This window comes from Lapillicoccus jejuensis, assembly GCF_006715055.1.
In the GTDB taxonomy this organism is placed as follows: Bacteria; Actinomycetota; Actinomycetes; order Actinomycetales; family Dermatophilaceae; genus Lapillicoccus; species Lapillicoccus jejuensis.
In genome coordinates, this window is record NZ_VFMN01000001.1 from 1,013,886 (window position 1) to 1,034,757 (window position 20,872).

Here is a 20,872-nt window from a genome sequence, read left to right on the forward strand (position 1 = left end):
GGCTCGGGGAGCGAGGGGTCCGGGAGGTGGTGGGCGGCACGGGACCAGCCTACGGGCGCTGTCTCAAGGGTGGCTCACGGCGACGTGAGCATCGCTCTGGCAGACTGACGCCGTGGATCACGAGGTGGTGCGTCGCGCTCCGTTGTTCGCCGCTCTGGACGACGAGGCCGGCGACGCGCTGCTCGCCGGCATGAGCACCGTGCGGATGGAGCGCAGCGACGTGCTCTTCCACGAGGGCGACCCGGGCGACACGCTCTACGTCATCGGCGAGGGCAAGATCAAGCTCGGGCGCACCAGCCAGGACGGCCGCGAGAACCTCATCGCGATCCTCGGACCGGGCGAGATGTTCGGCGAGCTCAGCCTGTTCGACCCCGGCCCGCGCACGATGACCGCGACCGCGGTCGCCGAGGTGCAGCTGATGGGCCTGCGCAACGACGCCCTCACCGGGCTGCTCAGCGGCCGGCCCGAGGTGTCCAAGGCGCTGCTCGGCGCGCTGGCCCAGCGCCTGCGCCGCACCAACGAGCACCTCGCCGACCTCGTCTTCACCGACGTCCCGGGCCGCGTGGCCAAGGCGCTGCTCGACCTGGCCCAGCGCTTCGGCCGCCCCGTCGAGGGCGGGATCATGGTCGCCCACGACCTCACCCAGGAGGAGCTGGCCCAGCTGGTCGGCGCCTCCCGCGAGACGGTCAACAAGGCCCTGGCCGACTTCGCCACCCGCGGCTGGCTCAAGCTCGAGGCGCGCGCCGTCCTGCTCATGGACGTCGAGCGCCTCCAGCGCCGCGCCCGCTGAGCCGGGCCCGCTGAGCCGGACCCGCTAGGCCGAGCGCCGCCGGCCACCCCGCGCGCGCAGGTAGTCGGCGACGACGTAGGACCCGAGGTCGCCCAGCTCGGGGGTGAAGACGCGCCCGCCGTTGCGGCGCGCGACGGAGTCGACGAACCGAGCCAGTCCCGGGTCGCCGCCGAGCAGGAAGAAGTTGAGCGGGGCGCCGTACCGCGTCATCGCGTCGACCTCGCCGACCGTGGCCCGCACCGTCTCCGGCGTCGTCGGCCACTGGAAGACCGGCGTGCCGTCGGAGAGCAGGTGCGCGGTCGGCTCGCCGTCGGTGACGACGAGGACGACCGGCTCCATGTCGGGGTGCCGGCGCAGGTGCCTCCCGGCGAGCATGAGCGCGTGGTGCAGGTTGGTGCCCTGGATCCACTCCGGCTCGACCTCGGCCAGCTGCATCTCGGTGAGCGGCCGCGCCACCCGGTCGAACCCGATGATCTGCAGGGCGTCCTGGCGGAACCGGGTCGAGACGAGGTGGGCCAGCGCGAGCGCCGTCTGCTTCATCGGCCCCCAGCGGTCCTCCTGGATCATCGAGAAGCTGAGGTCGACGCACAGCGCCACCGCCGCGCCCGTACGACGCGTCGTCTCCACCACCTCGAAGTCGCCCACCTCGAGCCGCAGCGGGGACACCGCCGCGTCGCCGGAGGAACCGGACGCCCGCCGCAGGACCGCGTTCTGCACGGTGCGGACTGCGTCGATCGGCCGCTCGTCGCCGAAGGTCCACGGCAGGAACGCGCCGGTCCGCTCCTCCGCGGCGCCGGAGCGGGGGTCCTGGTGGGCGCCCTGCGCGTCGCCGTCGAGGTGGTCGAAGATCCGCTTGAGGGCGGTCTCCCCCAGCCGTCGGAGCGCCTTGGGGGTCAACGTGATCCCGTCGGCGGTCCGGCGCAGGTAACCCTGCCGCTCGAGCTCGCGCTGCAGGTCGCGCAGCGCCTGCAGGTCGCGGACCGACTGCTGCGGCAGCTGCCGCTCGAGGGCCTCGACGTCGACGTCGTCGAGCGACCCGCCGCCGTACGCCTCCGACAGCTGCTGCTCGAGCGACTCGACGTCAGCGAGGTCGGCGACCGCGGACACCGCGTCGGACAGGCCCATCGAGCCCTGCCCACCGAACTGGCCCTGCCGCCCGCGCTGCCCCGGCCCGGAGAACATCCCCGGTCGCAGCGAGCGCAGGTTGTCCGAGAGGGCCCCCATCTCGGCCTCGAGCCCGGCGTCCTGCATCGCCTGGGCCATGAGCTGCGCGAGCTCGTCGCGCTGCTGGGGGCTGAGCGACTGCATCATCCGCTCGGCCGCGGCCGCGCGCCGGGCGAGGCTGTCGAGCAGCTCGTCGACGTCCTGCGGGTCGTCGGGGAAGAAGTCGCCGTGCTTGTCCATGAAGTCGGCGAACTGCTCGGGGGTGTCCTCACCTCGGGCGTGCGCCGCGAGCAGCTGGTTGAGGTCGGCCATCATGTCCTTGACCGCCTGCATGGCCGCCGGGTCCTGACCGGAGAGGGCCTGCTTCATGCCCTGGAACTGGCTGTCGAGGACCTCGCGCTGGAGCATCTGCAGCGCGTTCTGGTAGGCCTGCTGGCCCTCGGCGCTCGCCCACTGGTAGTCCGCGAGCTGCCGCATCATCCCGGCGGTGTCGTCGGGGAGGGTGTCGAGCTCCATCTCCTTGAAGCGGGCGTCGTCGCCGTCCTTGCCGGCGAGGAACTCCTGCTCCGCGCGCACGCCGCGGTCGAGCTCCTGGCGGATCTCGCGCATCGTGTCACCGAGGTTGCCGCGTCGCTCGATCTCGCGGCGCCGCTTGGCCAGCCGGCGACGCAGCTCGTCGAGCCCGCCGCGGTCGCCGAGCCCGCGCTGCATCATCCGCTCCATCGCCTCGCGCAGGGAGGACCCGGCCATGACGTCGGCGCCGATCTCGTCGACGACCTCGCGGACGTCGTACGGCGGCGCGAGGGGGTCGGCCCCGCCGCTCCAGGACCCGTAGCGGTAGCGGCCGGAGCGCCGCGGTCCCCGTGGTGCGGGCACGGTCAGCTCCCGTAGATGGTCTGGCCCTCGGCCTCGACCTTGGACAGGCGACGGGTGAGGTGCAGACCCTCGAGGACGAACTCGACGGCGGCGGCGACCTGGCCGGGCGATACCGACTCCTCGTCGACACCGAGCCGCTCGAGGACGACGGCGAGACCCGGGGTGGCGCCGACCTGCTCGAGCAGGGTGGCGGCCGGGACGAGGTCGCCGGTCTCCACGGTCGAGCCGTCCTCGAAGTGGGCGGTGAACCCGGCGAGGTCGGCGCCGGCGACGCGCTCGCGGAAGGTCGCGGCGGTGGCCAGGCGCAGCAGGTGCCCGACGACCTCGAGCTCGCGACCCTCCTCGCCCATCTCGAACTCGACCTTGCCGCGCAGCGTCGGCAGGACGTCGGCGAGGTCGCCGATCCGGGCGACGGCGACGTCCTCGCCGGTCAGGGCGGCCCGGCGGAGAGCCGACGCGGCCGTCGCCTCGGCGGCGGCGATGGCGAAACGGGCGGAGACGCCGGAGCGCTGGTCGACCGAGGTCGACCCGCGCAGCTCGTGGACGAGCCGGGCGATGACCTCGAGCAGGTGCTCGGGCACCTCGGCGACGAGCTCGGCCTCCTGGCGCACGAGTGCGACCTCGTGCTCGACGTCGTCGAGGTAGTGGGTGCGCACCTCCGCGCCGAACCGGTCCTTGAGCGGGGTGATGATGCGGCCGCGGTTCGTGTAGTCCTCGGGGTTGGCCGAGGCGATGACGAGCATGTCGAGCGGCAGGCGCAGCGCGTAGCCGCGGACCTGGATGTCGCGCTCCTCGAGGACGTTGAAGAGGGCCACCTGGATGCGCTCGGCGAGGTCGGGCAGCTCGTTGAGGGCGAAGACGCCGCGGTGCCCGCGCGGCAGCAGCCCGTAGTGGACGGTCTCCGGGTCGCCGAGCGTGCGGCCCTCGGCGACCTTGGTCGGGTCGACGTCGCCGACGAGGTCGCCGACCGAGGTGTCGGGGGTGGCGAGCTTCTCGGTGTAGCGCTCGTCGCGGTGCCGCCACTCGATGGCGACGTCGTCGCCCTGGGTGGCGAGCAGGGTGCGGCAGCGCGTGCAGATCGCGGCGAGCGGGTCGTCGTGGATCTCGCACCCGGCGACCTGCGGCGACCACTGGTCGAGCAGGCCGATGACCGTGCGCATGAGCCGGGTCTTGCCCTGGCCGCGCTCGCCCAGGAGGACGAAGTCGTGGCCGGCGAGCAGGGCGCGCTGGACGTCGGGCAGGACGGTGCCGTCGAAGCCGACGATGCCCGGGAAGGGGTTGGTGCCCGCCCGCAGGGCGGCGACGAGGTTGTCACGCACCTCCTGCTTGACGGTGCGGGGCTGGTAGCCGCTCTCGCGGAGCTGGCCGACGGTGGCGGCGGAAGGGTGCTCGGTGACGTGCTCGGTGGAGGTCTCGCTCACCACTTGACGATACGTCTCGGGTCCGACATCCCCCACCCCCACCGGCGAGCTCGGGTCAGGCGCGCTCGGCGGCGAGGAAGTCCAGCTGCGCCCGCACGCTCAGCTCCGCCGCGGGCCAGACCTCGCGGGGGACGTCGGCGTACACCGTCTCGACGACGGCTCGGGCGTCGGTCGCCCCGCCGGCCACGGCGCGCCGTACCTGCTCGAGCCGCTCCAGCCGGTGCCGCCGGTACGACGCCAGCACCCCGGCCGCGTCACCCAGGACCGGCCCGTGGCCGGGCAGCACCGTCGCGACCTCGCCGCCGTCGGCGAGGGCGGACATGACGTCGAGCGAGCGCAGGTAGGCACCCAGCTCGCCGTCGGGCCAGGCGACGACGGTCGTCCCTCGCCCGAGGACCATGTCGCCGGTGAGCAGGGCCCGGTCGGCGGGCAGCACGAAGGAGACCGAGTCGCTCGTGTGCCCGGGCGTCCGCACGACGCGCAGGTCGAGCCCGCCCGCCTCGATCCGCTCCCCGTCGGCGAGCTCCGCCCCGCGCCCGGCCCCGCGCACCGGTGCCCCGACGAGGTCGGCGAACCGCTCGGCCCCGTCGGCGTGGTCGTGGTGGCCGTGGGTGAGCAGCACGAGCGCGACCCGTGCCCCGCGCGCCTCGACGAGGTCGGCGACGGCCCGCAGGTGCGGCTCGTCGAGCTCGCCCGGGTCGACGACGACCGCCTCGTCGGCGCCCGGCTCGTGCAGCACCCACGTGTTGGTGCCGTCGAGCGTCATCGGCCCCGGGTTGTCCTCGAGGACGCAGGTCGCCCGCGTCGTCGCGGCGCCACCGGTCCAGGTCCGTGCCTCGCTCACGCCGCCGACCCTAGCCACCGAGGGACGTCTCCTTGCTCCGGAGGTGCCCGTCCGGGGTGGCCGGACGGCCGGAACGGGCACCTGGGAAGCACGAAGTCGTCCGTACGACGCCGCGTCCGCGACGGTCCTAGTGCCGGTCCCCGCACCGGCTCAGGGCAGCCGCGCCCGCAGGACGACCTCGCCGTCGACCTCGAGCAGCTCGGGCTCGACCGCCCGCACCGACCCGTCGGTCGCGACGAACGTCGCCGCGGACTCCGCCGCGGCCACCGCCTCGACGGCGACGACGGTCGGCGGCAGCATCGTCGCCCGCCGCTCCTGCAGCTCGCCGAGGATCCACGCCGGCGCGACCCACTGCGCGACGTCGGCCTCCGTCGTGTCGTCGTCGGGCACCTGCCCGTCGGGGAGCAGGGCGCTGAAGAACCACGTGTCGTAGCGGCGGGGCTCGAAGGGCGGCGTCACCCAGTGCGCCCGCACCCCGAGCAGGTCCGAGCGCAGCACGAGCCCGCGCCGCACGAGCAGCTGCGCGAGCGAGTGCTCGCGGGCCAGCAGGCCGGCCCGGTCGCGGCCCCAGCTCTCGTCGCGCAGGTCCCCGACCACGGTGTCGGGTCTCGGCCCGGCGAGCAGGACCCCGCACTCCTCGAAGACCTCCCGGACCGCGGCGCAGACCAGCGCGCGGGCGAGCGTCTCGTCGCACCCGAGCCGCTGCGCCCACTGCGCCGGGCTCGGCCCGGCCCACGGCAGGTCGCTCGCCTCACCCTCGCTGTCCCGCGCGTCGACGCCGCCACCGGGGAAGACCCAGGCCTGCGGCGCGAAGGCCATCGACGACACCCGCCGCAGCATGAACACCTCGACCCCGTCGGCGCCGTCCCGCACGAGCTGCACGGTGGCCGCCGGCCGCACGGCCGGCGGCTCACCGAGGGTGCCGTCGAGGAACGACCGCGCCCGCTCGTCGGGGCGGTGGACGGCGAAGTCGCGCGTCGGCACGGCGTACGGCGTCGTCGAGGGCCGGTGGAGGAGGTCGTCAGTCGCGGACGGCGACGACGATCTCGACCTCGACGGGCGCGTCGAGCGGCAGCGCCGCGACGCCGACGGCGGACCGGGCGTGCACCCCGGCGTCACCGAAGGCCTTCCCGAGCAGCTCGCTGGCGCCGTTGACGACGGCCGGCTGACCGGTGAACGACGGGTCGGAGGCGACGAAGCCGACGACCTTGACGACGCGGACGACCGTGTCGAGGTCGCCGACGAGGGCCTTGACGGCGGCGATGGCGTTGAGCGCGCACACCTGGGCCATCGCCTGCGCGTCGGCCGGCGGCACGAGCCCGTGGCCGTCGCCGACCTTGCCGGTGGCCGACATCGCGCCGGACACCATCGGCAGCTGGCCCGAGGTGAAGACGAGGTCGCCGTGCCGGACGGCGGGAACGTACGCCGCCACCGGCGGCACGACCTCGGGCACCTCGAGGCCGAGGTCGGCCAGGCGCTGCTCGACCTGCGAGAGCTGCTCGGTCATCAGGCCTTCTCCCGCTTGAGGTAGGCGACGAGCCCGTTCCCGTCGGGACCGGCGAGGACCTGGACGAGCTCCCAGCCGTCCTCCCCCCACTGGTCGAGGATCTGCTTCGTCGCGTGGACGATGAGCGGCACCGTCGCGTACTCCCACTTGGTCATGCGCGCACGATATCGGCCCCGGACGACACCGGCTGCCGCCCGCCGTGCCCTACCCTCGCCGCCCATGACCACCACGGGGGGACCGCAGGACGCCGTACCGCAGGACGCCGTCCCCGACGAGCAGGCCGAGGAGCACCCGGAGCGATCGCCGGCGCCACCGAGCGGACCGGCCCTGTGGCGCCTGCTCGCCGTGCACGTCGCCCTCGTGCTGCTCCTCGTCCTCGCCGCCACCGCCGTCGGCGAGGACAGCTGCGACGGGCGGGGCGCGTGGTGCTTCTCGCCCGGCGCGATGGCCTGGATCGCCCTCCTGCTCGGCGGCGCCGCGCTGCTGTCGATGCTGGGCGCCACCATCACCGTCTTGACCTTCGCGCGCCGCGTCCGCGGCACGGCGGTCCGGGTCCTGCTCGGACTCGTCGGCGGCGTCGTCACCCTCGTCGTGGTCGGCTCACCCCTGACCCGCCCCTACCTCGGGCTGTAGCGTCCGCCGGGTGACGACCTCCCCCGAGCTGCCCGGCATCCCGACCGCCGGTGTCCCCGCCCCGGCCCGCACGACGGCGTACGGCGACGACCCCGCCCAGGTGTACGACGTCCGGCTGCCCACCGGCGAGCCGCGCGGCGCGACGGTCGTCGTCGTCCACGGCGGCTTCTGGCGGGCCGCCTTCGACCGGCACCACGCCGCCCCGCAGGCGCAGGCGTTCGCCGACCGCGGCTACCACGTGGCGGTGCTCGAGTACCGCCGCGTGAGCATGCCCGGCGGCGGCTGGCCGGGCACCGTCGACGACGTCCTCGCCGCGGTCGCCGCGGTCCGCGACGACGCCGACCTGCCCGAGCCGACCGTCCTCGTCGGGCACTCCGCCGGCGGCCACCTCGTCGCCCTCGCCGCGTCGCGGACGTCCGCGTGGGGCCTGCGCGGCGCGGTCTCGCTCGCCGGCTGCGTCGACCTGCGCCGCGGCGTCGAGCTGGGCATGGGCGACGGCGCCGTCCACGACCTGCTCGGCGCCGAGCCCGCCCAGGACCCGGCCGACCCGCTCGCCGCGGCCGACCCCTCGATGACCGTCCCCGTCGTCCCGGTCGTGCTCGTCCACGGCGACGCCGACGACGTCGTCCCGCTCGAGGTCTCCCGCTCCTACCTCGCCCGGGTCGACGCCGCCGACGGCTCGCACGCCCCGGTGCGGCTCGTCGTCGTGCCGGGCGCCGACCACGGCGCGGTCGTCGACCCCGCCCACCCCGCCTTCGCCGTCGTCGCCGACGAGGTGGCCGCGCTGCTCGCCTGATCCGCCCCTCGGGCTGCGCCCGTTTCGCCCCGAAGCGACCCCTTCCGGACCTACCCTGGAGGGACGAGGTCACCGCGTGGTCGCGGGGCCGGGGAGGAGCGAGGTGGCCGGCAGCCCGACGCCCGCACGCGCCGCCCGCCGCGCGGTCGCCACCGGGGCCACCGCCCCGCGCACCGTGCTGGTCGCTGCGCTCGTCGTCGCCGCGTCGGTGCTGCTCGAGGCCCTCGCCCTGGCCCGGGTCCTGGGCCGTCTCGTCGACCTGCCGGCGGCCGGAGGCCTCACCGCCGTCGCGGCCGCGGCCGGCCTCGTCGCCGGGGTCGGGGCCGTCGTCGTGCCCGCGCACCACGCCCGGCACACCCTCGGCGAGCTGGCCACCCGGGCCCTGGCCACCGGCCTCGCCGCCACCCTCGTCGTCGGCGCGGCCGCCGCCCTCGCCACGACGCTGCTGCACCGCCCGGGCTGAGCCCGGTGATGTGACCACCGCCCCACCGCGCGCACCTGACCCGCGAGCGCGAGCGCCCCTCGACTAGCCTCGGGACCATGGCCGCCGCCTCTCCCCCGCCGTGGTCGCGCGCCCGGCTGCACGTCGTGACGGGCAAGGGCGGCACCGGCAAGACGACCGTCGCGGCCGCGCTCGCGCTGGCCCTCGCGCACGGCGGACGCCGGGTGCTCCTGGTCGAGGTCGAGGGCCGTCAGGGCATCAGCCAGACCCTCGACGTGCCGCCGCTGCCGGTCACCGAGACCCGCGTCGCCCACGCCCCGGGTGGCGGCGAGGTCGTCGGCCTGTCCGTCGACGCCAAGGCCGCGCTGCTGGAGTACCTGCAGATCTTCTACAAGCTCGGCCGCGCGGGCGGGGTCCTCGAGCGCTTCGGCGCCATCGACTTCGCGACGACGATCGCCCCCGGGGTGCGCGACGTCCTGCTCGTCGGCAAGGTCTACGAGGCCAACCGCCGCCGCCGCGACGGCCGCCGCAGCGATCCCGTCCCCGGCGAGATGGCGTACGACGCCCTCGTCCTCGACGCCCCGCCCACCGGCCGGATCGGGCGCTTCCTCAGCGTCAACGAGGAGGTCGCCGACCTCGCCCGGATGGGCCCCATCCACTCGCAGGCCGAGTCGATCACCCAGATGCTGCGCTCCGGCCAGAGCGTCGTGCACCTCGTCACCCTGCTCGAGGACATGCCGGTGCAGGAGACGGCCGACGCGGTCGCCGAGCTCGAGGCCGCCCGGATGCCGGTCGGCGCGCTCGTCGTCAACCAGGTGCGCCCGGCCGTGCTCGGGGCGCGGCCGCTCAGGGCGGCCGCCAAGGGCACCCTCGACCGCGACGCCGTCGCCTCGGGCCTGGGGGCCGCCGGTCTCGACGCCGGCGAGGCGACCCTCGACGGGCTGCTCACCGAGGCCGGCGAGCACGCCCGCCGGGTCGCCCAGGAGAGCGAGCTGCAGGGTCGCGTCGACGCCCTCGGCAAGCCGGTCGTCCGGCTGCCGTCGCTGAGCGACGGGGTCGACGCCGCCGCCGTGCGCGAGCTCGCCGACCTGCTGCGCGAGCAGGGGATGGTCGCGTGACCCCGCCCAAGAGTCGCCGTACGGCGCCCCGGACCCCCGCCCGCGCGGCCCGCGCCCCGAAGCTCGACGTCGACACCCTGCTGAAGGACCGCGGGACGCGGATCATCGTCTGCTGCGGCTCCGGCGGCGTCGGCAAGACGACGACGGCGGCCGCGCTCGGGCTGCGGGCCGCCGAGCAGGGCCGCAAGGTCGTCGTCCTCACCATCGACCCGGCCCGCCGGCTGGCGCAGTCGCTCGGCCTCGAGGCCCTCGACAACACGCCCCGGCCGGTGCCCGGCGTCGGGGGCCGCAGCGGCGGTGGTCTCGACGCGATGATGCTCGACATGAAGCGGACCTTCGACGAGGTCGTGGTCGCGCACTCCTCGCCCGAGAAGGCCCGGGCCATCCTCGACAACCCCTTCTACCAGGCGGTCTCGAGCTCCTTCGCGGGCACGCAGGAGTACATGGCCATGGAGAAGCTGGGCCAGCTGCGGGCGCAGTCGGACGCGGACGGGTCGTGGGACCTCATCGTCGTGGACACCCCGCCGTCGCGGTCGGCGCTGGACTTCCTCGACGCCCCGAACCGGCTCGGCTCGTTCCTCGACGGCCGGTTCATCCGGCTCCTCGCCGCGCCCGCCAAGGCTGGGGGACGTGCCTACCTCAAGGTGTTCAACACCGGGGTCAACCTCGTCGCGTCGACGATGTCGAAGGTGCTCGGCGGCGAGATGCTGCGCGACGTCCAGACCTTCGTCGGGGCGCTCGACACGATGTTCGGCGGGTTCCGTGAGCGCGCCGACGTCACCTACGCGCTGCTCAAGCAGCCGTCGACGGCGTTCGTCGTCGTCGCCGCCCCGGAGCGGGACGCGCTGCGCGAGGCGTCGTACTTCGTCGACCGGCTCGACGCCGACGGCATGCCGCTGGCCGGGCTGGTCGTCAACCGCGTCCAGCAGGCGCGGGTGCCCCGGCTGTCGGCGGCCCGGGCCCGCGCCGCGGCCGAGGAGCGCGCGGCGGCGGGCGACCAGCTGACCGCGGGTCTGCTCACGGTGCACGCCGGGATGGCGGAGGCCGCCGCCCGGCACCGCAACCTGGTCGAGCGGTTCACCGCCGGGCACCCGGACACGGCGGTGGTGCAGGTCCCGGCCCTGGCCGAGGACGTGCACGACCTCACCGGCCTGCGGGCGGTGGGCACGGCGCTGGCCGGCGGCTGAGCCGCCGGCCAGCACCGGTCGAGCAGGGTCGGAAGGGTCGGGAGCAGGCTCCCGACGAGGTCAGGAGACCTTGGCCGCGGCGGTGCCGCGCAGGCGGTGCTCGTTGAAGAGCGACCACCAGGAGGCCACGTTGCCGTGGCGGCGGAGCATGGCCCGGCGCTCGCGCTCGGTCATGCCGCCCCAGACACCGAACTCGGTGCGGTTGTCGAGGGCGTCGGCGAGGCACTCGGCGACGACCGGGCACTTGGCGCAGATGAGCTTGGCCTGCTGCTGGGCCGCGCCCCGGACGAAGAGCGCGTCCGGGTCTCCCCCGGCGCAGTTCCCCTGCGGGGCCCAGTCGGCGACGAGCCCGGCGCGGGCCCCGTCGGAGTCGGACGTGCGGGACCCCATGGTCGTGATGGTCACGATATTTCCCCTTGTGTGTTTCCCCAGAGACAGGCACCCCGAAGGGAAGCCCCGCGCCGGTACCCCACCGGCCGGGGTGGTCACCGCCTCCTCCCCGAGGACAGCGACCGCCTGTGAGAAGACCGTAGGGCTCAGCGCCGGGACGCCGACATGCCCCGTTGGGGTGGTTGTCGCGACGGCGAGTGACTAGTTAATTCGGATGACCCCCCGACATCACCCGTCCGGACGACCTCGGGTGGCCCTCGGCGGTCACAGCCGGGTCACCGGCGTGGCACAGGTGGGCCACGACGGCCCCGCCGACCCTGGTCGGCGACCGGGGGGTAAGGTCCGCGCGGGTTACCCTGGGCCCCATGCGTGCGGGACGGACGACCAACATCGCCAGCGTGATCAAGCTGCTGGGAGCCTTCGTCGCGACGTCGATGGTGCTCGGTCTGCTGGTCGCCGGCGTGGCCATGCCCGCCGTCGGGGCCGCCGGCCAGGTCGCCCGCTCCGGCATCGACGTCTTCGACTCGCTGCCCGACTCGTTCACCGCCGCCCCGCTGTCGCAGCAGTCGCGGATCGTCGCGTACGACGGGAGCCTGCTCTCGACGCCGTACGACGAGAACCGCGTCATCGTCCCGCTCAGCGCCGTCTCGCCGATCATGCGCAAGGCGCAGGTCGCCATCGAGGACAGCCGCTTCTACGAGCACGGCGGCATGGACATGCGCGGCGTCGTGCGGGCCGTCGTCTCCAACGCCCAGGGCGACGTCGTCCAGGGTGGCTCGACCCTCACGCAGCAGTACGTCAAGCAGCTGCTCACGGAGACCGCGCTGCAGAACGGCGACACGGCCGCGGCGGCGTCGGCGCAGGCGCGGTCGGGACTGGCCGGCCTGACCCGCAAGCTGCAGGAGCTCAAGTACTCCATCGAGCTCGAGAAGCGCCTGAGCAAGGACCAGATCCTGCAGGGCTACCTCAACATCGTCTACTACGGCGACCAGGCGTACGGCGTCGAGGCCGCCTCGCAGCACTACTTCGGCCACCCGGCCAGCAAGCTGACGCTCGTCGAGGCGGCGACCCTCGCCGGCCTCACGCAGAACCCCGGGACGACGGACCCGGTGCACTACCCGGCCAAGGCGCAGGCCCGCCGCAACGTCGTGCTCGACCGCATGCTCGAGCTCGGGGTCATCACGCAGAAGGACCACGACGTCGCCAAGAGCACGCCGATCGCCAAGACGCTGCGGGTGACGTCGCCGCGCAGCTCGTGCGCGGGCGCCGGCCAGTTCGCCTACTTCTGCCAGTACGCCCTCGCGTACCTGCTCAAGAGCCCGGAGATGGCGGTGCTCGGCAAGACGCAGAAGGAGCGTGAGGAGAAGATCTACAACGGCGGCCTGACGATCAAGACCACGCTCAACCCGGCCCTGGCCCAGGTCATGAAGCAGCAGATCGAGGCGCGCGTCCCGGAGGCCAACGACGTCCGCGGCATCCACATCGGGTCGGCCGGGGTGACGCTCGACCCCAACACCGGCGCGGTCCAGGGCATCGCCCAGAACACGACGTACACGACGGCCTCGCAGACCTGGGACAAGACCTCGGTCAACTGGTCCGTCGACCAGATGTACGGCGGCTCGGGCGGGTTCCAGTTCGGCTCGACGGAGAAGGCCTTCGCCCTCGTCACCGCCCTCGAGGCCGGGCTGCCGATCAACACGCGCGTCCAGGCCCGCGAGGCCGGTCCGGGCAAGCCCACGTTCTACACGTCCAAGGAGTTCCCCGGCGGCGACGACCAGTGCGGCCTGGCCGGTCGCGCCCCGTGGTCGGTGAAGAACGAGGCCAACGGCGAGGGCGGCAACCTCACCCTCAGCCAGGCGACGGCGAAGTCGGTCAACACCGCGTTCGTCGCGCTCGTCCAGCAGCTCGGCGCCTGCAAGGTCCGCGACACCGAGGTCAAGCTCGGCCTGCACAAGGCCAACGGCCAGCCCATCCCCCAGAACCCGCCGGCCATCATCCTCGGTGCCGCCGAGGTGTCGCCCATGACGGTGGCCAACGCCTACGGCGTCATGGCGGCCGGCGGCAAGCTGTGCACCGCGAGCCCCATCTCCTCGATCACCGACGCCAACGGCAAGGCGATCAAGGTGCCGCAGCTCGGCAAGGACAACTGCAAGCAGGTCGTCGAGCCCGACATCGCCGCGGGCGTCGCCGCCATCATGAAGGCCACCCTGGCGAGCGGTGGCACCGCCTCGACCAGCGCCCTGGCCGGCGGCCGCCCGGCGGCCGGCAAGACGGGGACCTCCGACGGCAACAACGAGACGTGGTTCGTCGGCTACACCCCGCAGCTGGTCACCGCCGTGTGGACCGGCACGCCGCTGGAGAACAGCAGCGTCCTGGACAACATCACGCTGGCCGGCCAGTTCTACCGGGTCGTCTACGGCTCGGCGATCTCCGCCCCGATCTGGAAGGGGATCATGGACTACGCGCTGCAGAACCAGCCCGCGACCGACTTCCCCGCCCCGTCGGCGGTGATCGCGAACGGCAACATCCAGCCCTTCAGCCCCTCGCCGATCGGGTACTCCGTCGCCAACGCCACGGCCATCCTGCAGAGCCAGGGCTTCCAGGTGCAGGTCGGCGGCACCATCGCCTCCAACTACCGGCCGGGCGTCGTCGCCGGCACGCTGCCCCGTGGCAGCGCACCGGTCGGGTCGACCGTAACGCTGCTGACCTCCTCCGGGCCCGCCCCCCGCACCCAGACCCAGCAGCAGCCACCCGCGGGCGGTGCCGGAGGCGGCGGCGGAGCCGGCAACACCGGCCCCGGGGGCGGGCAGGGCAACGGTGGTCCCGGCGGCGGCAACGGCGGCGGTGCCGCCGGCGGAGCCACTGGCACCCCGCCCGGCCAGGGCTGAACCCGGCACCACGACGCATCACGTACGGCGCCCCCTCGGGGGCGCCGTACGTCATCTCAGAACGAAGCAGGCCAGGGATCGCATGAGCTGGAGACGCATGGTCGGGCGAGCCATCGCGACGATCCTCCTCATCGTGGGGATCGGCTGCCTCCTGGGCGGTGCGTTCTACACAGCAGGAGCCTTGGACCCCCACAACCAGGCCAGCAACCCCTTCGCCGCCATCGGGGTCGCCATCGGTGTGACGCTGCTCGGGGTGGGCGCCGTCGCCACCACGATCGGCGTGGTCGTCGCACGGAGGGTGTGGCCCCGGCCCCCGCGGTCCGGGTGGCGCAACTGGTGAGACATGAGCGACGCGCCGCTGCCCCGGGTCGCCTCACGCGTCGTCGGTCGTCAGGACGTCCTCGTCCGCCCCGCCTTCTCAGGCGAGCGCGGCGCGCACCGCGGCGGCCACCTTCGCGCCGTCCGCGCGCCCGGCGACGAGCGGCTGCACCGTCTTCATGACCAGGCCCATCTGGGCCATGCCCGTCGCGCCGGTCTCCGCGACGGCCTGCCGGACCAGCTCCTGCACCTCGTCGTCGCCGAGCTGCTGGGGCAGGTAGGCCTCGAGGACGGCGAGCTCCGCCTCCTCCTTGTCGGCGAGCTCGGGACGGTTCGCGTCGCGGTACGCCGTCGCCGCCTCCTTGCGCTTCTTGGCCTCTTTGGCCAGGACCTTGAGCACCGCGTCGTCGTCGAGCTCGACGGCCGTGTCGCCGGCGACCTCGGCGTTCGTCACGGAGGTCAGCGCCATCCGCAGCGTCGCCGACCGCGTGGTGTCGCGGGCCTTCATCGCGGCGGTGAGGTCGGTGCGCAGCGTCTCCTTGAGCGTCATGCACCCAGTCTCCACCCCGCGGCGGGGACAGCCGTCCCGCGGGTGGACGCCCGGGCGGGCCCACCGGCCCGTCGTGGCAGCATGGGGCGATGCGACCCCTCGTGCGAGCAGGCCTGCAGGCAGGGCTCGGAGCCGCCGCGCTGGGTGCCGCCGGGTTCGGGTACGCCTCGCTCGTCGAGCGCAACCTGTTCACCCTGCGCCGCCGCAGCATGCCCGTCCTCCCCCGCGGCCACCGCCCGATCCGGGTGCTGCACCTCAGCGACCTGCACCTCATGCCCGAGCAGCGCCGCAAGGTCGAGTGGGTGCGCGGGCTCGCCGAGCTGCAGCCGGACCTCGTCGTCGACACGGGCGACAACATCGCCCACCCGGACTCGATCGACGTCGCCCTCGAGGCGTTCGAGCCGCTGTTCGACGTGCCCGGGGTGTTCGTCATGGGCTCCAACGACTACTGGGCGCCGACCTTCAAGAACCCGCTGCGCTACGTCGTCCACGGCAGCTCACGGCACTTCTCCGGCGGGGACCCGCAGCCGCTGCCGACGCACCGGCTGACCGCGGGCCTGGAGGCCGGCGGCTGGCGCGACCTCACCAACACCCGGGCGGTGGTCGAGGTCGCGGGCGAGCCGGTGGAGCTCGTCGGTGTCGACGACCCGCACATCGACCGGGACCGGTACGACGTCGTCGCCGGACCCGCCGACCCGTCGGTGCTGCTGACGGTGGGCGTCACGCACGCGCCGTACCAGCGGGTGCTCGACGCGATGGTCCGGGACGGGGCGGAGGTGCTCATCGCGGGCCACACCCACGGCGGGCAGGTCTGCGTGCCGTTCTACGGCGCGCTGGTGACCAACTGCGACATCGACGCGAGCCGGGTCAAGGGCGTCTCCCGGTGGTGGGCCGGCGCCGGGCACCAGCCCTCGAGCGCCGCCCCGAAGGACGCCGCCTGGCTCGAGGTGTCGGCGGGGCTGGGCACGTCGCCGTACGCGCCCATGCGCTTCGCCTGCCGCCCCGAGGCGACGCTGCTCACCCTCGAACCCACGCGCTGACGCCGCCCGCGGTCTCGCGGGGGGAACCGATTTCGGGTGGCCGGGGGTGACCGGCTATCCTCACAACCGCTGCCCGTCACCGGCTCCCGGTGCTGGGCGGACGGCCACGGGGTGTGGCGCAGCTTGGTAGCGCGCTTCGTTCGGGACGAAGAGGCCGCAGGTTCAAATCCTGTCACCCCGACCAGCAGGCCCTCCACCTCTCGGTGGGGGGCCTTCGTCGTGCTGGCGGACGAGGTCAGGCGTGTCGGCCGGCTGTCGATCACCCTGGACGTGTCCGGTTCGTCCGGGTACGACGCCCTCGTCAACGACCATTGACAGCCGGCCGCCACGGGGAGCGCGCGAAGCGGAGCCCCGGGCGCGCTACCCGAGCTCGAGACCGCCGGTCCGCCCCGCTGGGTCCGCGCCGGAGGAGAAGGTTCCCCACAGCAGGACCGACCGTCCGGTCCACACGACCACCCCGTCCGTCCCCCCGAGCGGGGCGTCGGGGAGCCGGGCCCAGCCGCCGGTCGCCGGGTCCCACACCGCCGCCGCGCCCGGCCAGGACGAGCCGGAGGACCCGCGCGCGTCGAGGGCCAGCAGGGCAGTGCCGGTCCACAGGTCGGTGGGGTTGCCGTCGTCCACCGGTCCGTGGGGGATGTTCGACCTCGCGCCGCTGGTCGGGTCCAGCCGCAGCCCGGTCAGGTCACCCCCGATCGGTCCCGAGCACCCTCCGCAGTAGCGCGGCGCGGCGGGGAGGAGGACCTCGCGCCCGGTCCACAGCGGCCCCCGGACCGCGCTCACCGAGGTGCCACCGAGGCCGTTCGGCGTCCACTGCTGCTGCGCGACGTCGTACGTGAAGCCCTCGATGCCGTACGTGGTCTCGGTGCCGTTGCCGTCGACGGGGACCGTGTGCGCCCACATCGACCACAGCAGGAGCCGGTCCCCCGTCGAGAGGGCCTCGACCTCCAGGGCCGGGTGGCCGTCGGGCAGGTCGAGGTCCGGCAGCCGCGTCCACGTGTCGGTGTCCGGTCGGTACGCCTGGAGGTGGACGACGTGCGCGCCGTCCCCCGGCGGCGTCGTCACGAGCAGGACCGAGCCGCCGGCCGTCAGCGCGAGCGCCTGCTGGTACCCCGCGACCGGCGCAGGAGGGACCCGGTGCCAGACCCGCGCCACGGGGTCGTACGTCGCCCCGTCGCTCGCCCGCGCACCGGAGGCCGTCGTGAACCCGCCCCAGACGAAGAGCACGCTCCCCGTCCAGACCGAGGCGGAGGAGCTGCGCGCGGCGATGGGCGCGACGGGGAGCCTCGCCCAGACCCGGGCCACCGGGTCGTACGACGCCCCGTCGCCGAGCGGCTGCTGCGGGCTGCTCGGGGACGCGCCACCCCAGACCAGCAGCCGCGCACCGGTCCACACCCCGACGGCCGAGCCGCGCCCCTGGATCGGCGCCGCCGGCAGCGTGCTCCAGCGCGCCGAGGCGAGCGAGGCCGCCGACCGGCTGCCGTAGGTCGGCGGGGCCCCCGTCGTCGCGGGCTCGCGCACCGGGTCGGGCGCATGACGCAGCACCGCGACGCCCGCCAGGGAGAGGAGCAGGAGCACGGCGGCAGCGGCGGCGAGCGGTGCCCACCGCACGCGCCTGGTCGGGGTGGGCGCGAGGTCCGCCCGCAGCCGCTCGAGGAGCCCCGGTGGGGTCCGGGTCCGTGACCCGACGTAGGTGAGGGACTCCACGAGGGCGCGGCCGAGCTCGTCGTCGGTGGTCATGCGCGGTCTCCGGTCTCGGTGACGAAGGGGTGGGGCTGCGTCCTCAGCGCCGCGAGCCCCCGGCTGACGAGGCTGCGGACGGTGGCCGGCCGGCAACCGATCGCGGTGGCGATCTCGGTCTCGGGCAGGTCGAGGTAGTAGCGCAGGACGAGGGCGGCGCGCTGCCGCTCGGGCAGGGTGAGCAGCATCAGCCACAGCGCGGACCGGTCGTCGAGCTCGCCGCACGGGTCGCCGGTGGACGGTCGGTCGACGGCGGCGGACAGCGGCGCGGTCGGGGTGCGGACCGCCGCGGTCCGGCGGCGGCTGACGAACGTGTTGACGAGCGCCCGACGGGCGTAGGCGACCGGTGCGTCGGCGCGGGACAGCAGGGACCGACGCCGGTAGAGGCGGACGACCGCCTCCTGCAGCAGCTCCTCGGCCTCGTGCTCCGTGCCGGTGAGCAGGAACGCCGTGCGGTAGAGGCTGGCGTGGTGGCTCGTCAGGAACGCCACGAACGCCCCGTCGTCACCCACGTCGGCCATCACACTCCCTAGACGCCGCCCGGGGGTCGTTTCGTGGCAGCGATGTCGAGCCCGCGTCGGCCGGCGGTCAATCGACCGTGACGTGTCCGCTTCGTCCGGGTACGACCGGAGCCCCGCCGGCCATTGACAGCCGGGCGGAACGCACGCTCGCCAGGACCCACGCGACGCAGGCGACGACGAGCACCTCGGTGAGCGTGGCGACGACGTCGGCCAACCCGACCGCCTCGACCTCGCCCGCGGACGGGCCGAGCGGGATGCCGACGGTGCGGGTGGCCGCCCACAGCAGGGCGACGAGGCCGGAGGCGACGGCGCCGGCGAGCAGGAGGCGCGGGGTGGGGCGTCGTACGGCGAGTGCCGCCCACGCGACCTGCAGGAGCGTGAGGACGAGGAAGAAGGCGCCGTACAGCCACGACTCCTCCAGGTGCTCGGGCACCACGGCGAGGTGGACGGCGGCGCTGACCACGGACGCCCCGGCCGCCACCCACAGCCGTACGTCGCGCCGCGGCAGCGGCCCTCCGCCTGCCCCGCGGACGAGCGCGACGGCGACGACGAGCACCCACGCACCGAGCAGGAGCAGGTGGGGGCCGTGGACCGACCAGGAGGCCGACGTCCCGCCCCCCTCCGCGTGCCCCGCGACGAAGGTCACGAGGCCTCGTCGAGCCGGACCAGGGGGGTCGGGGAGGCGGCGCCGAGCGCTGCGGCCAACTCGGCCAGCTGCGCCGCCGGCACCGGCCGCGAGTAGAGGTAGCCCTGGGCGCGGTCGCAGCCGAGCTCGGCGAGGATCGTCTCCTGGACGGTCTCCTCGACACCCTCCGCCTGCACGTCCAGGCCGAGGGCGCGGGCCATCTCGACGATGCTGCGCACGAGCGGCACGGACGGGGAGCGGTCCTCGCCGAGGTCGCGGACGAAGGACTTGTCGATCTTCACCTGGTCGGCGGGGAGCCGGGCGAGGTAGGACAGCGACGAGTAGCCGGTGCCGAAGTCGTCGATCGCGACCTGGATGCCGAGGGTGCGCAGGGCGTCGAGCTGGCGCCGGGCCAGGTCGAGGTCGGAGAGCAGCATCGACTCGGTGACCTCGACGATCAGGTGGCCGGGTGCGAGGCCCGCCTGGTGGAGCGCGTCGCCGACGATCGTCAGCAGACCGGGGTCGCGCAGCTGGACCGGGGAGAGGTTGACGGCCAGCTCGAGGTCCTCGGCGCCGGGCAGCTCGCGGTGCCACACGGCGACCTGCGCGGCGGCCTGCGTGAGCACCCACCGGCCGATGGCGTCGATGTCGCCCGAGGCCTCGGCGAGGGGGACGAACTCGAGCGGCGGGACGAGGCCGCGCTCCGGGTGGTTCCAACGCAGCAGCGCCTCGACCCCGCACAGGACGGCCGGGGTGCCGCGGACCACGGGTTGGTAGAAGACCTCGAGCTCGCCGCGCTCCAGCGCGTGGCGCAGGTCGGCGGCGAGGGCCGTCCGGGCGCGCACCTCGTCGTCGAGGCGCGGCGAGTAGTGCACGACGGCGTTGCGACCCGTGCCCTTGGCGCAGTACATGGCCATGTCGGCACCGCGCAGCAGCTCGTCGGTCTCCCGGACGCCGACCAGCTCGGTGTCGGCGACCCCGATGCTCGCCGTGACGAAGACGTCGCGCCCCTCGGCGACGAACGGCGCGGTGAGCGCGCGGGTGATCCGGGCGGCGACGACCTCGGCGGCCCACTCGTCCCCGAGCACCAGCACCGCGAACTCGTCCCCCCCGAGGCGGGCGACGAGGTCGCCCGCGCGCAGGCTCTCCTCGATGACCGCCGCGGTGCGGGTGAGGGCGAGGTCGCCGACGTGGTGCCCGTGGGAGTCGTTGATCTCCTTGAAGTTGTCCAGGTCGATGAAGAGCACGGACACCGGGCCGTCGTGACGGCGCAGCGCCTCGGTGACCCGCTCCCCGAACGTCGCCCGGTTGGGCAGCTGGGTGAGCGGGTCGCGCTGGCCCACGCGCTCGGTGAAGCGCCAGGCGACGATGTGGGTCAGCGACGCGGCGAGGATGAACCCGCCGTGCACGGCCGCCCACTGCACGGGGTGCTCGCGCTGCTGGACCCCGGCGAAGACGCTGCCGGGCATGGTCAGCCCCATCACCGCGTGGTGCAGGACGGTGATGAGGACGCACAGGCCGAAGGCGGCCCAGTCCTGGTAGAGCGAGACGACGCCGAGCATGACGAAGAAGTGGAAGTGCGCCTCGGTCAGCCCGTCGGTCAGGTCGACCAGGGTCGCCGAGGCGAACATCAGGCTGGTGACGACCGAGAGCATCCGCAGCCGCCGGTGCTGGGTGGACAGCAGCCCCCCGAGGGCCGGCAGTCCGGGCACCAGCACGGCGACGGCGGCGGAGGCGAGCCCCTTGCCGACGGCCAGGGCGAAGACCCCCAGCGCGATCGTCTGCAGCAGGGCCAGCCGCGTGATGACGCGGTGCCGGGCGTCCCACGTGTCGTCGTCCAGGAGGTTGCCCTCGGGCACCCAGTCCCGCACGAGCCGGCGCAGCCGACGCGTGCTGCTCCAGGTCGTGGGTGCGGGCGCGGCGGCACGGGTCGACGAGGTCACGGACCGTCCATCGGCCGACGCCCGTCGGACCTGACCGCTTGCTGCCAGCGATCTGGTGCTCTTGCACTAGGCCCGTGGCCGG

Annotated in this window: 21 protein-coding genes and 1 tRNA gene; 10 read left to right on the plus strand and 12 right to left on the minus strand. The window is 74.4% G+C overall.

Features of this window, described 5'->3' with window-relative positions:
- Window positions 1–112 precede the first annotated feature (112 nt).
- A complete protein-coding gene (locus tag FB458_RS04860) occupies window positions 113–790 on the plus strand; it encodes a Crp/Fnr family transcriptional regulator (protein ID WP_141847259.1) in 678 nt (225 codons plus the stop codon).
- 24 nt (window positions 791–814) lie between these two features.
- Here FB458_RS04860 and FB458_RS04865 read toward each other — a convergent pair whose 3' ends face one another.
- From FB458_RS04865 to sp36, 6 genes are all read right to left on the minus strand, one after another.
- The gene (locus FB458_RS04865; protein ID WP_141847261.1) at window positions 815–2,830 is read right to left on the minus strand and encodes a vWA domain-containing protein; all 2,016 of its coding nucleotides are present in this window, start codon (window positions 2,828–2,830) and stop codon (window positions 815–817) included.
- A 2-nt stretch (window positions 2,831–2,832) separates the two neighbouring features.
- Window positions 2,833–4,251 carry a sigma 54-interacting transcriptional regulator gene (locus FB458_RS04870; RefSeq protein WP_211355928.1) on the minus strand — a complete coding sequence of 473 codons (1,419 nt, stop codon included), beginning with the start codon at window positions 4,249–4,251 and terminating at the stop codon, window positions 2,833–2,835.
- Window positions 4,252–4,306: 55 nt separating this feature from the next.
- Window positions 4,307–5,095: an MBL fold metallo-hydrolase gene (locus FB458_RS04875; RefSeq protein ID WP_246061070.1), complete on the minus strand. Its 789-nt coding sequence runs from the start codon at window positions 5,093–5,095 to the stop codon at window positions 4,307–4,309.
- A 150-nt stretch (window positions 5,096–5,245) separates the two neighbouring features.
- Window positions 5,246–6,079: an NUDIX hydrolase gene (locus FB458_RS04880; protein ID WP_141847265.1), complete on the minus strand. Its 834-nt coding sequence runs from the start codon at window positions 6,077–6,079 to the stop codon at window positions 5,246–5,248.
- Window positions 6,080–6,116: 37 nt separating this feature from the next.
- Window positions 6,117–6,602 carry a RidA family protein gene (locus FB458_RS04885; RefSeq protein ID WP_141847267.1) on the minus strand — a complete coding sequence of 162 codons (486 nt, stop codon included), beginning with the start codon at window positions 6,600–6,602 and terminating at the stop codon, window positions 6,117–6,119.
- Window positions 6,602–6,757: a Sp36 family protein gene (gene sp36, locus FB458_RS04890; protein WP_141847269.1), complete on the minus strand. Its 156-nt coding sequence runs from the start codon at window positions 6,755–6,757 to the stop codon at window positions 6,602–6,604. The genes FB458_RS04885 and sp36 overlap by 1 nt, the downstream gene beginning before the upstream one ends.
- A 64-nt stretch (window positions 6,758–6,821) precedes the next feature.
- Between sp36 and FB458_RS04895 the strand changes: the two genes are divergently transcribed.
- The 5 genes from FB458_RS04895 (at window position 6,822) to bagB (ending at window position 10,778) form a co-directional block, all read left to right on the plus strand.
- Window positions 6,822–7,235: a hypothetical protein gene (locus tag FB458_RS04895; protein ID WP_141847271.1), complete on the plus strand. Its 414-nt coding sequence runs from the start codon at window positions 6,822–6,824 to the stop codon at window positions 7,233–7,235.
- A 10-nt stretch (window positions 7,236–7,245) separates the two neighbouring features.
- Window positions 7,246–8,031, plus strand: a complete 786-nt coding sequence (locus FB458_RS04900; protein ID WP_211355929.1) for an alpha/beta hydrolase family protein — start codon at window positions 7,246–7,248, stop codon at window positions 8,029–8,031.
- A 103-nt stretch (window positions 8,032–8,134) separates the two neighbouring features.
- Complete coding sequence (locus FB458_RS04905; protein ID WP_141847273.1) at window positions 8,135–8,494, plus strand: hypothetical protein; 360 nt, start codon at window positions 8,135–8,137, stop codon at window positions 8,492–8,494.
- Between the two features lie 77 nt (window positions 8,495–8,571).
- On the plus strand, window positions 8,572–9,591 hold the full coding sequence (bagA, locus tag FB458_RS21555; protein WP_211355930.1) for an ATPase BagA: 1,020 nt from the start codon (window positions 8,572–8,574) through the stop codon (window positions 9,589–9,591).
- Window positions 9,588–10,778 carry an ArsA family ATPase gene (gene bagB, locus FB458_RS21560; RefSeq protein ID WP_211355931.1) on the plus strand — a complete coding sequence of 397 codons (1,191 nt, stop codon included), beginning with the start codon at window positions 9,588–9,590 and terminating at the stop codon, window positions 10,776–10,778. The genes bagA and bagB overlap by 4 nt, the downstream gene beginning before the upstream one ends.
- 60 nt (window positions 10,779–10,838) lie before the next feature.
- Here bagB and FB458_RS04915 read toward each other — a convergent pair whose 3' ends face one another.
- Complete coding sequence (locus tag FB458_RS04915; protein ID WP_141850340.1) at window positions 10,839–11,168, minus strand: WhiB family transcriptional regulator; 330 nt, start codon at window positions 11,166–11,168, stop codon at window positions 10,839–10,841.
- Between the two features lie 365 nt (window positions 11,169–11,533).
- Here FB458_RS04915 and FB458_RS04920 point away from each other — a divergent pair, with 365 nt between their 5' ends.
- Together FB458_RS04920 and FB458_RS04925 are read left to right on the plus strand one after the other, a co-directional pair.
- Window positions 11,534–14,056, plus strand: a complete 2,523-nt coding sequence (locus FB458_RS04920) for a transglycosylase domain-containing protein (protein WP_211355932.1) — start codon at window positions 11,534–11,536, stop codon at window positions 14,054–14,056.
- Window positions 14,057–14,138: 82 nt separating this feature from the next.
- On the plus strand, window positions 14,139–14,396 hold the full coding sequence (locus FB458_RS04925) for a hypothetical protein (protein ID WP_141847275.1): 258 nt from the start codon (window positions 14,139–14,141) through the stop codon (window positions 14,394–14,396).
- Between the two features lie 78 nt (window positions 14,397–14,474).
- On the opposite strand, the gene FB458_RS04930 is transcribed toward FB458_RS04925, so the two are convergent.
- Window positions 14,475–14,924, minus strand: coding sequence for a GatB/YqeY domain-containing protein (locus tag FB458_RS04930; RefSeq protein ID WP_141847277.1), 450 nt, complete (start codon window positions 14,922–14,924; stop codon window positions 14,475–14,477).
- An 89-nt stretch (window positions 14,925–15,013) separates the two neighbouring features.
- Here FB458_RS04930 and FB458_RS04935 point away from each other — a divergent pair, with 89 nt between their 5' ends.
- Window positions 15,014–15,964, plus strand: a complete 951-nt coding sequence (locus FB458_RS04935) for a metallophosphoesterase (RefSeq protein ID WP_141847279.1) — start codon at window positions 15,014–15,016, stop codon at window positions 15,962–15,964.
- Between the two features lie 107 nt (window positions 15,965–16,071).
- Window positions 16,072–16,148: transfer RNA gene (locus FB458_RS04940), tRNA-Pro, on the plus strand.
- 176 nt (window positions 16,149–16,324) lie between these two features.
- Here FB458_RS04940 and FB458_RS04945 read toward each other — a convergent pair.
- The 4 genes from FB458_RS04945 to FB458_RS04960 all read right to left on the minus strand — a co-directional run bounded on the left by FB458_RS04945 (window position 16,325) and on the right by FB458_RS04960 (window position 20,790).
- Complete coding sequence (locus FB458_RS04945; RefSeq protein ID WP_141847281.1) at window positions 16,325–17,701, minus strand: Kelch repeat-containing protein; 1,377 nt, start codon at window positions 17,699–17,701, stop codon at window positions 16,325–16,327.
- Window positions 17,698–18,222 carry a SigE family RNA polymerase sigma factor gene (locus FB458_RS04950; protein ID WP_141847283.1) on the minus strand — a complete coding sequence of 175 codons (525 nt, stop codon included), beginning with the start codon at window positions 18,220–18,222 and terminating at the stop codon, window positions 17,698–17,700. The genes FB458_RS04945 and FB458_RS04950 overlap by 4 nt, the downstream gene beginning before the upstream one ends.
- A 67-nt stretch (window positions 18,223–18,289) precedes the next feature.
- Window positions 18,290–18,868, minus strand: a complete 579-nt coding sequence (locus FB458_RS04955) for a hypothetical protein (protein WP_141847285.1) — start codon at window positions 18,866–18,868, stop codon at window positions 18,290–18,292.
- On the minus strand, window positions 18,865–20,790 hold the full coding sequence (locus FB458_RS04960; protein WP_141847287.1) for a putative bifunctional diguanylate cyclase/phosphodiesterase: 1,926 nt from the start codon (window positions 20,788–20,790) through the stop codon (window positions 18,865–18,867). Before FB458_RS04960 ends, FB458_RS04955 begins: the two co-directional genes overlap by 4 nt.
- Window positions 20,791–20,872: the final 82 nt, after the last annotated feature.

Bases quoted from the DNA above. Each gene is read 5' to 3' on its own strand.
- FB458_RS04885 (WP_141847267.1), bottom strand. From the start codon at position 6,602: ATGACCGAGCAGCTCTCGCAGGTCGAGCAGCGCCTGGCCGACCTCGGC.
- sp36 (WP_141847269.1), bottom strand. From the start codon at position 6,757: ATGACCAAGTGGGAGTACGCGACGGTGCCGCTCATCGTCCACGCGACG.
- FB458_RS04895 (WP_141847271.1), top strand. From the start codon at position 6,822: ATGACCACCACGGGGGGACCGCAGGACGCCGTACCGCAGGACGCCGTC.
- bagA (WP_211355930.1), top strand. From the start codon at position 8,572: ATGGCCGCCGCCTCTCCCCCGCCGTGGTCGCGCGCCCGGCTGCACGTC.
- FB458_RS04915 (WP_141850340.1), bottom strand. From the start codon at position 11,168: ATGGGGTCCCGCACGTCCGACTCCGACGGGGCCCGCGCCGGGCTCGTC.
- FB458_RS04920 (WP_211355932.1), top strand. From the start codon at position 11,534: ATGCGTGCGGGACGGACGACCAACATCGCCAGCGTGATCAAGCTGCTG.
- FB458_RS04925 (WP_141847275.1), top strand. From the start codon at position 14,139: ATGAGCTGGAGACGCATGGTCGGGCGAGCCATCGCGACGATCCTCCTC.
- FB458_RS04930 (WP_141847277.1), bottom strand. From the start codon at position 14,924: ATGACGCTCAAGGAGACGCTGCGCACCGACCTCACCGCCGCGATGAAG.
- FB458_RS04935 (WP_141847279.1), top strand. From the start codon at position 15,014: ATGCGACCCCTCGTGCGAGCAGGCCTGCAGGCAGGGCTCGGAGCCGCC.
- FB458_RS04945 (WP_141847281.1), bottom strand. From the start codon at position 17,701: ATGACCACCGACGACGAGCTCGGCCGCGCCCTCGTGGAGTCCCTCACC.
- FB458_RS04950 (WP_141847283.1), bottom strand. From the start codon at position 18,222: ATGGCCGACGTGGGTGACGACGGGGCGTTCGTGGCGTTCCTGACGAGC.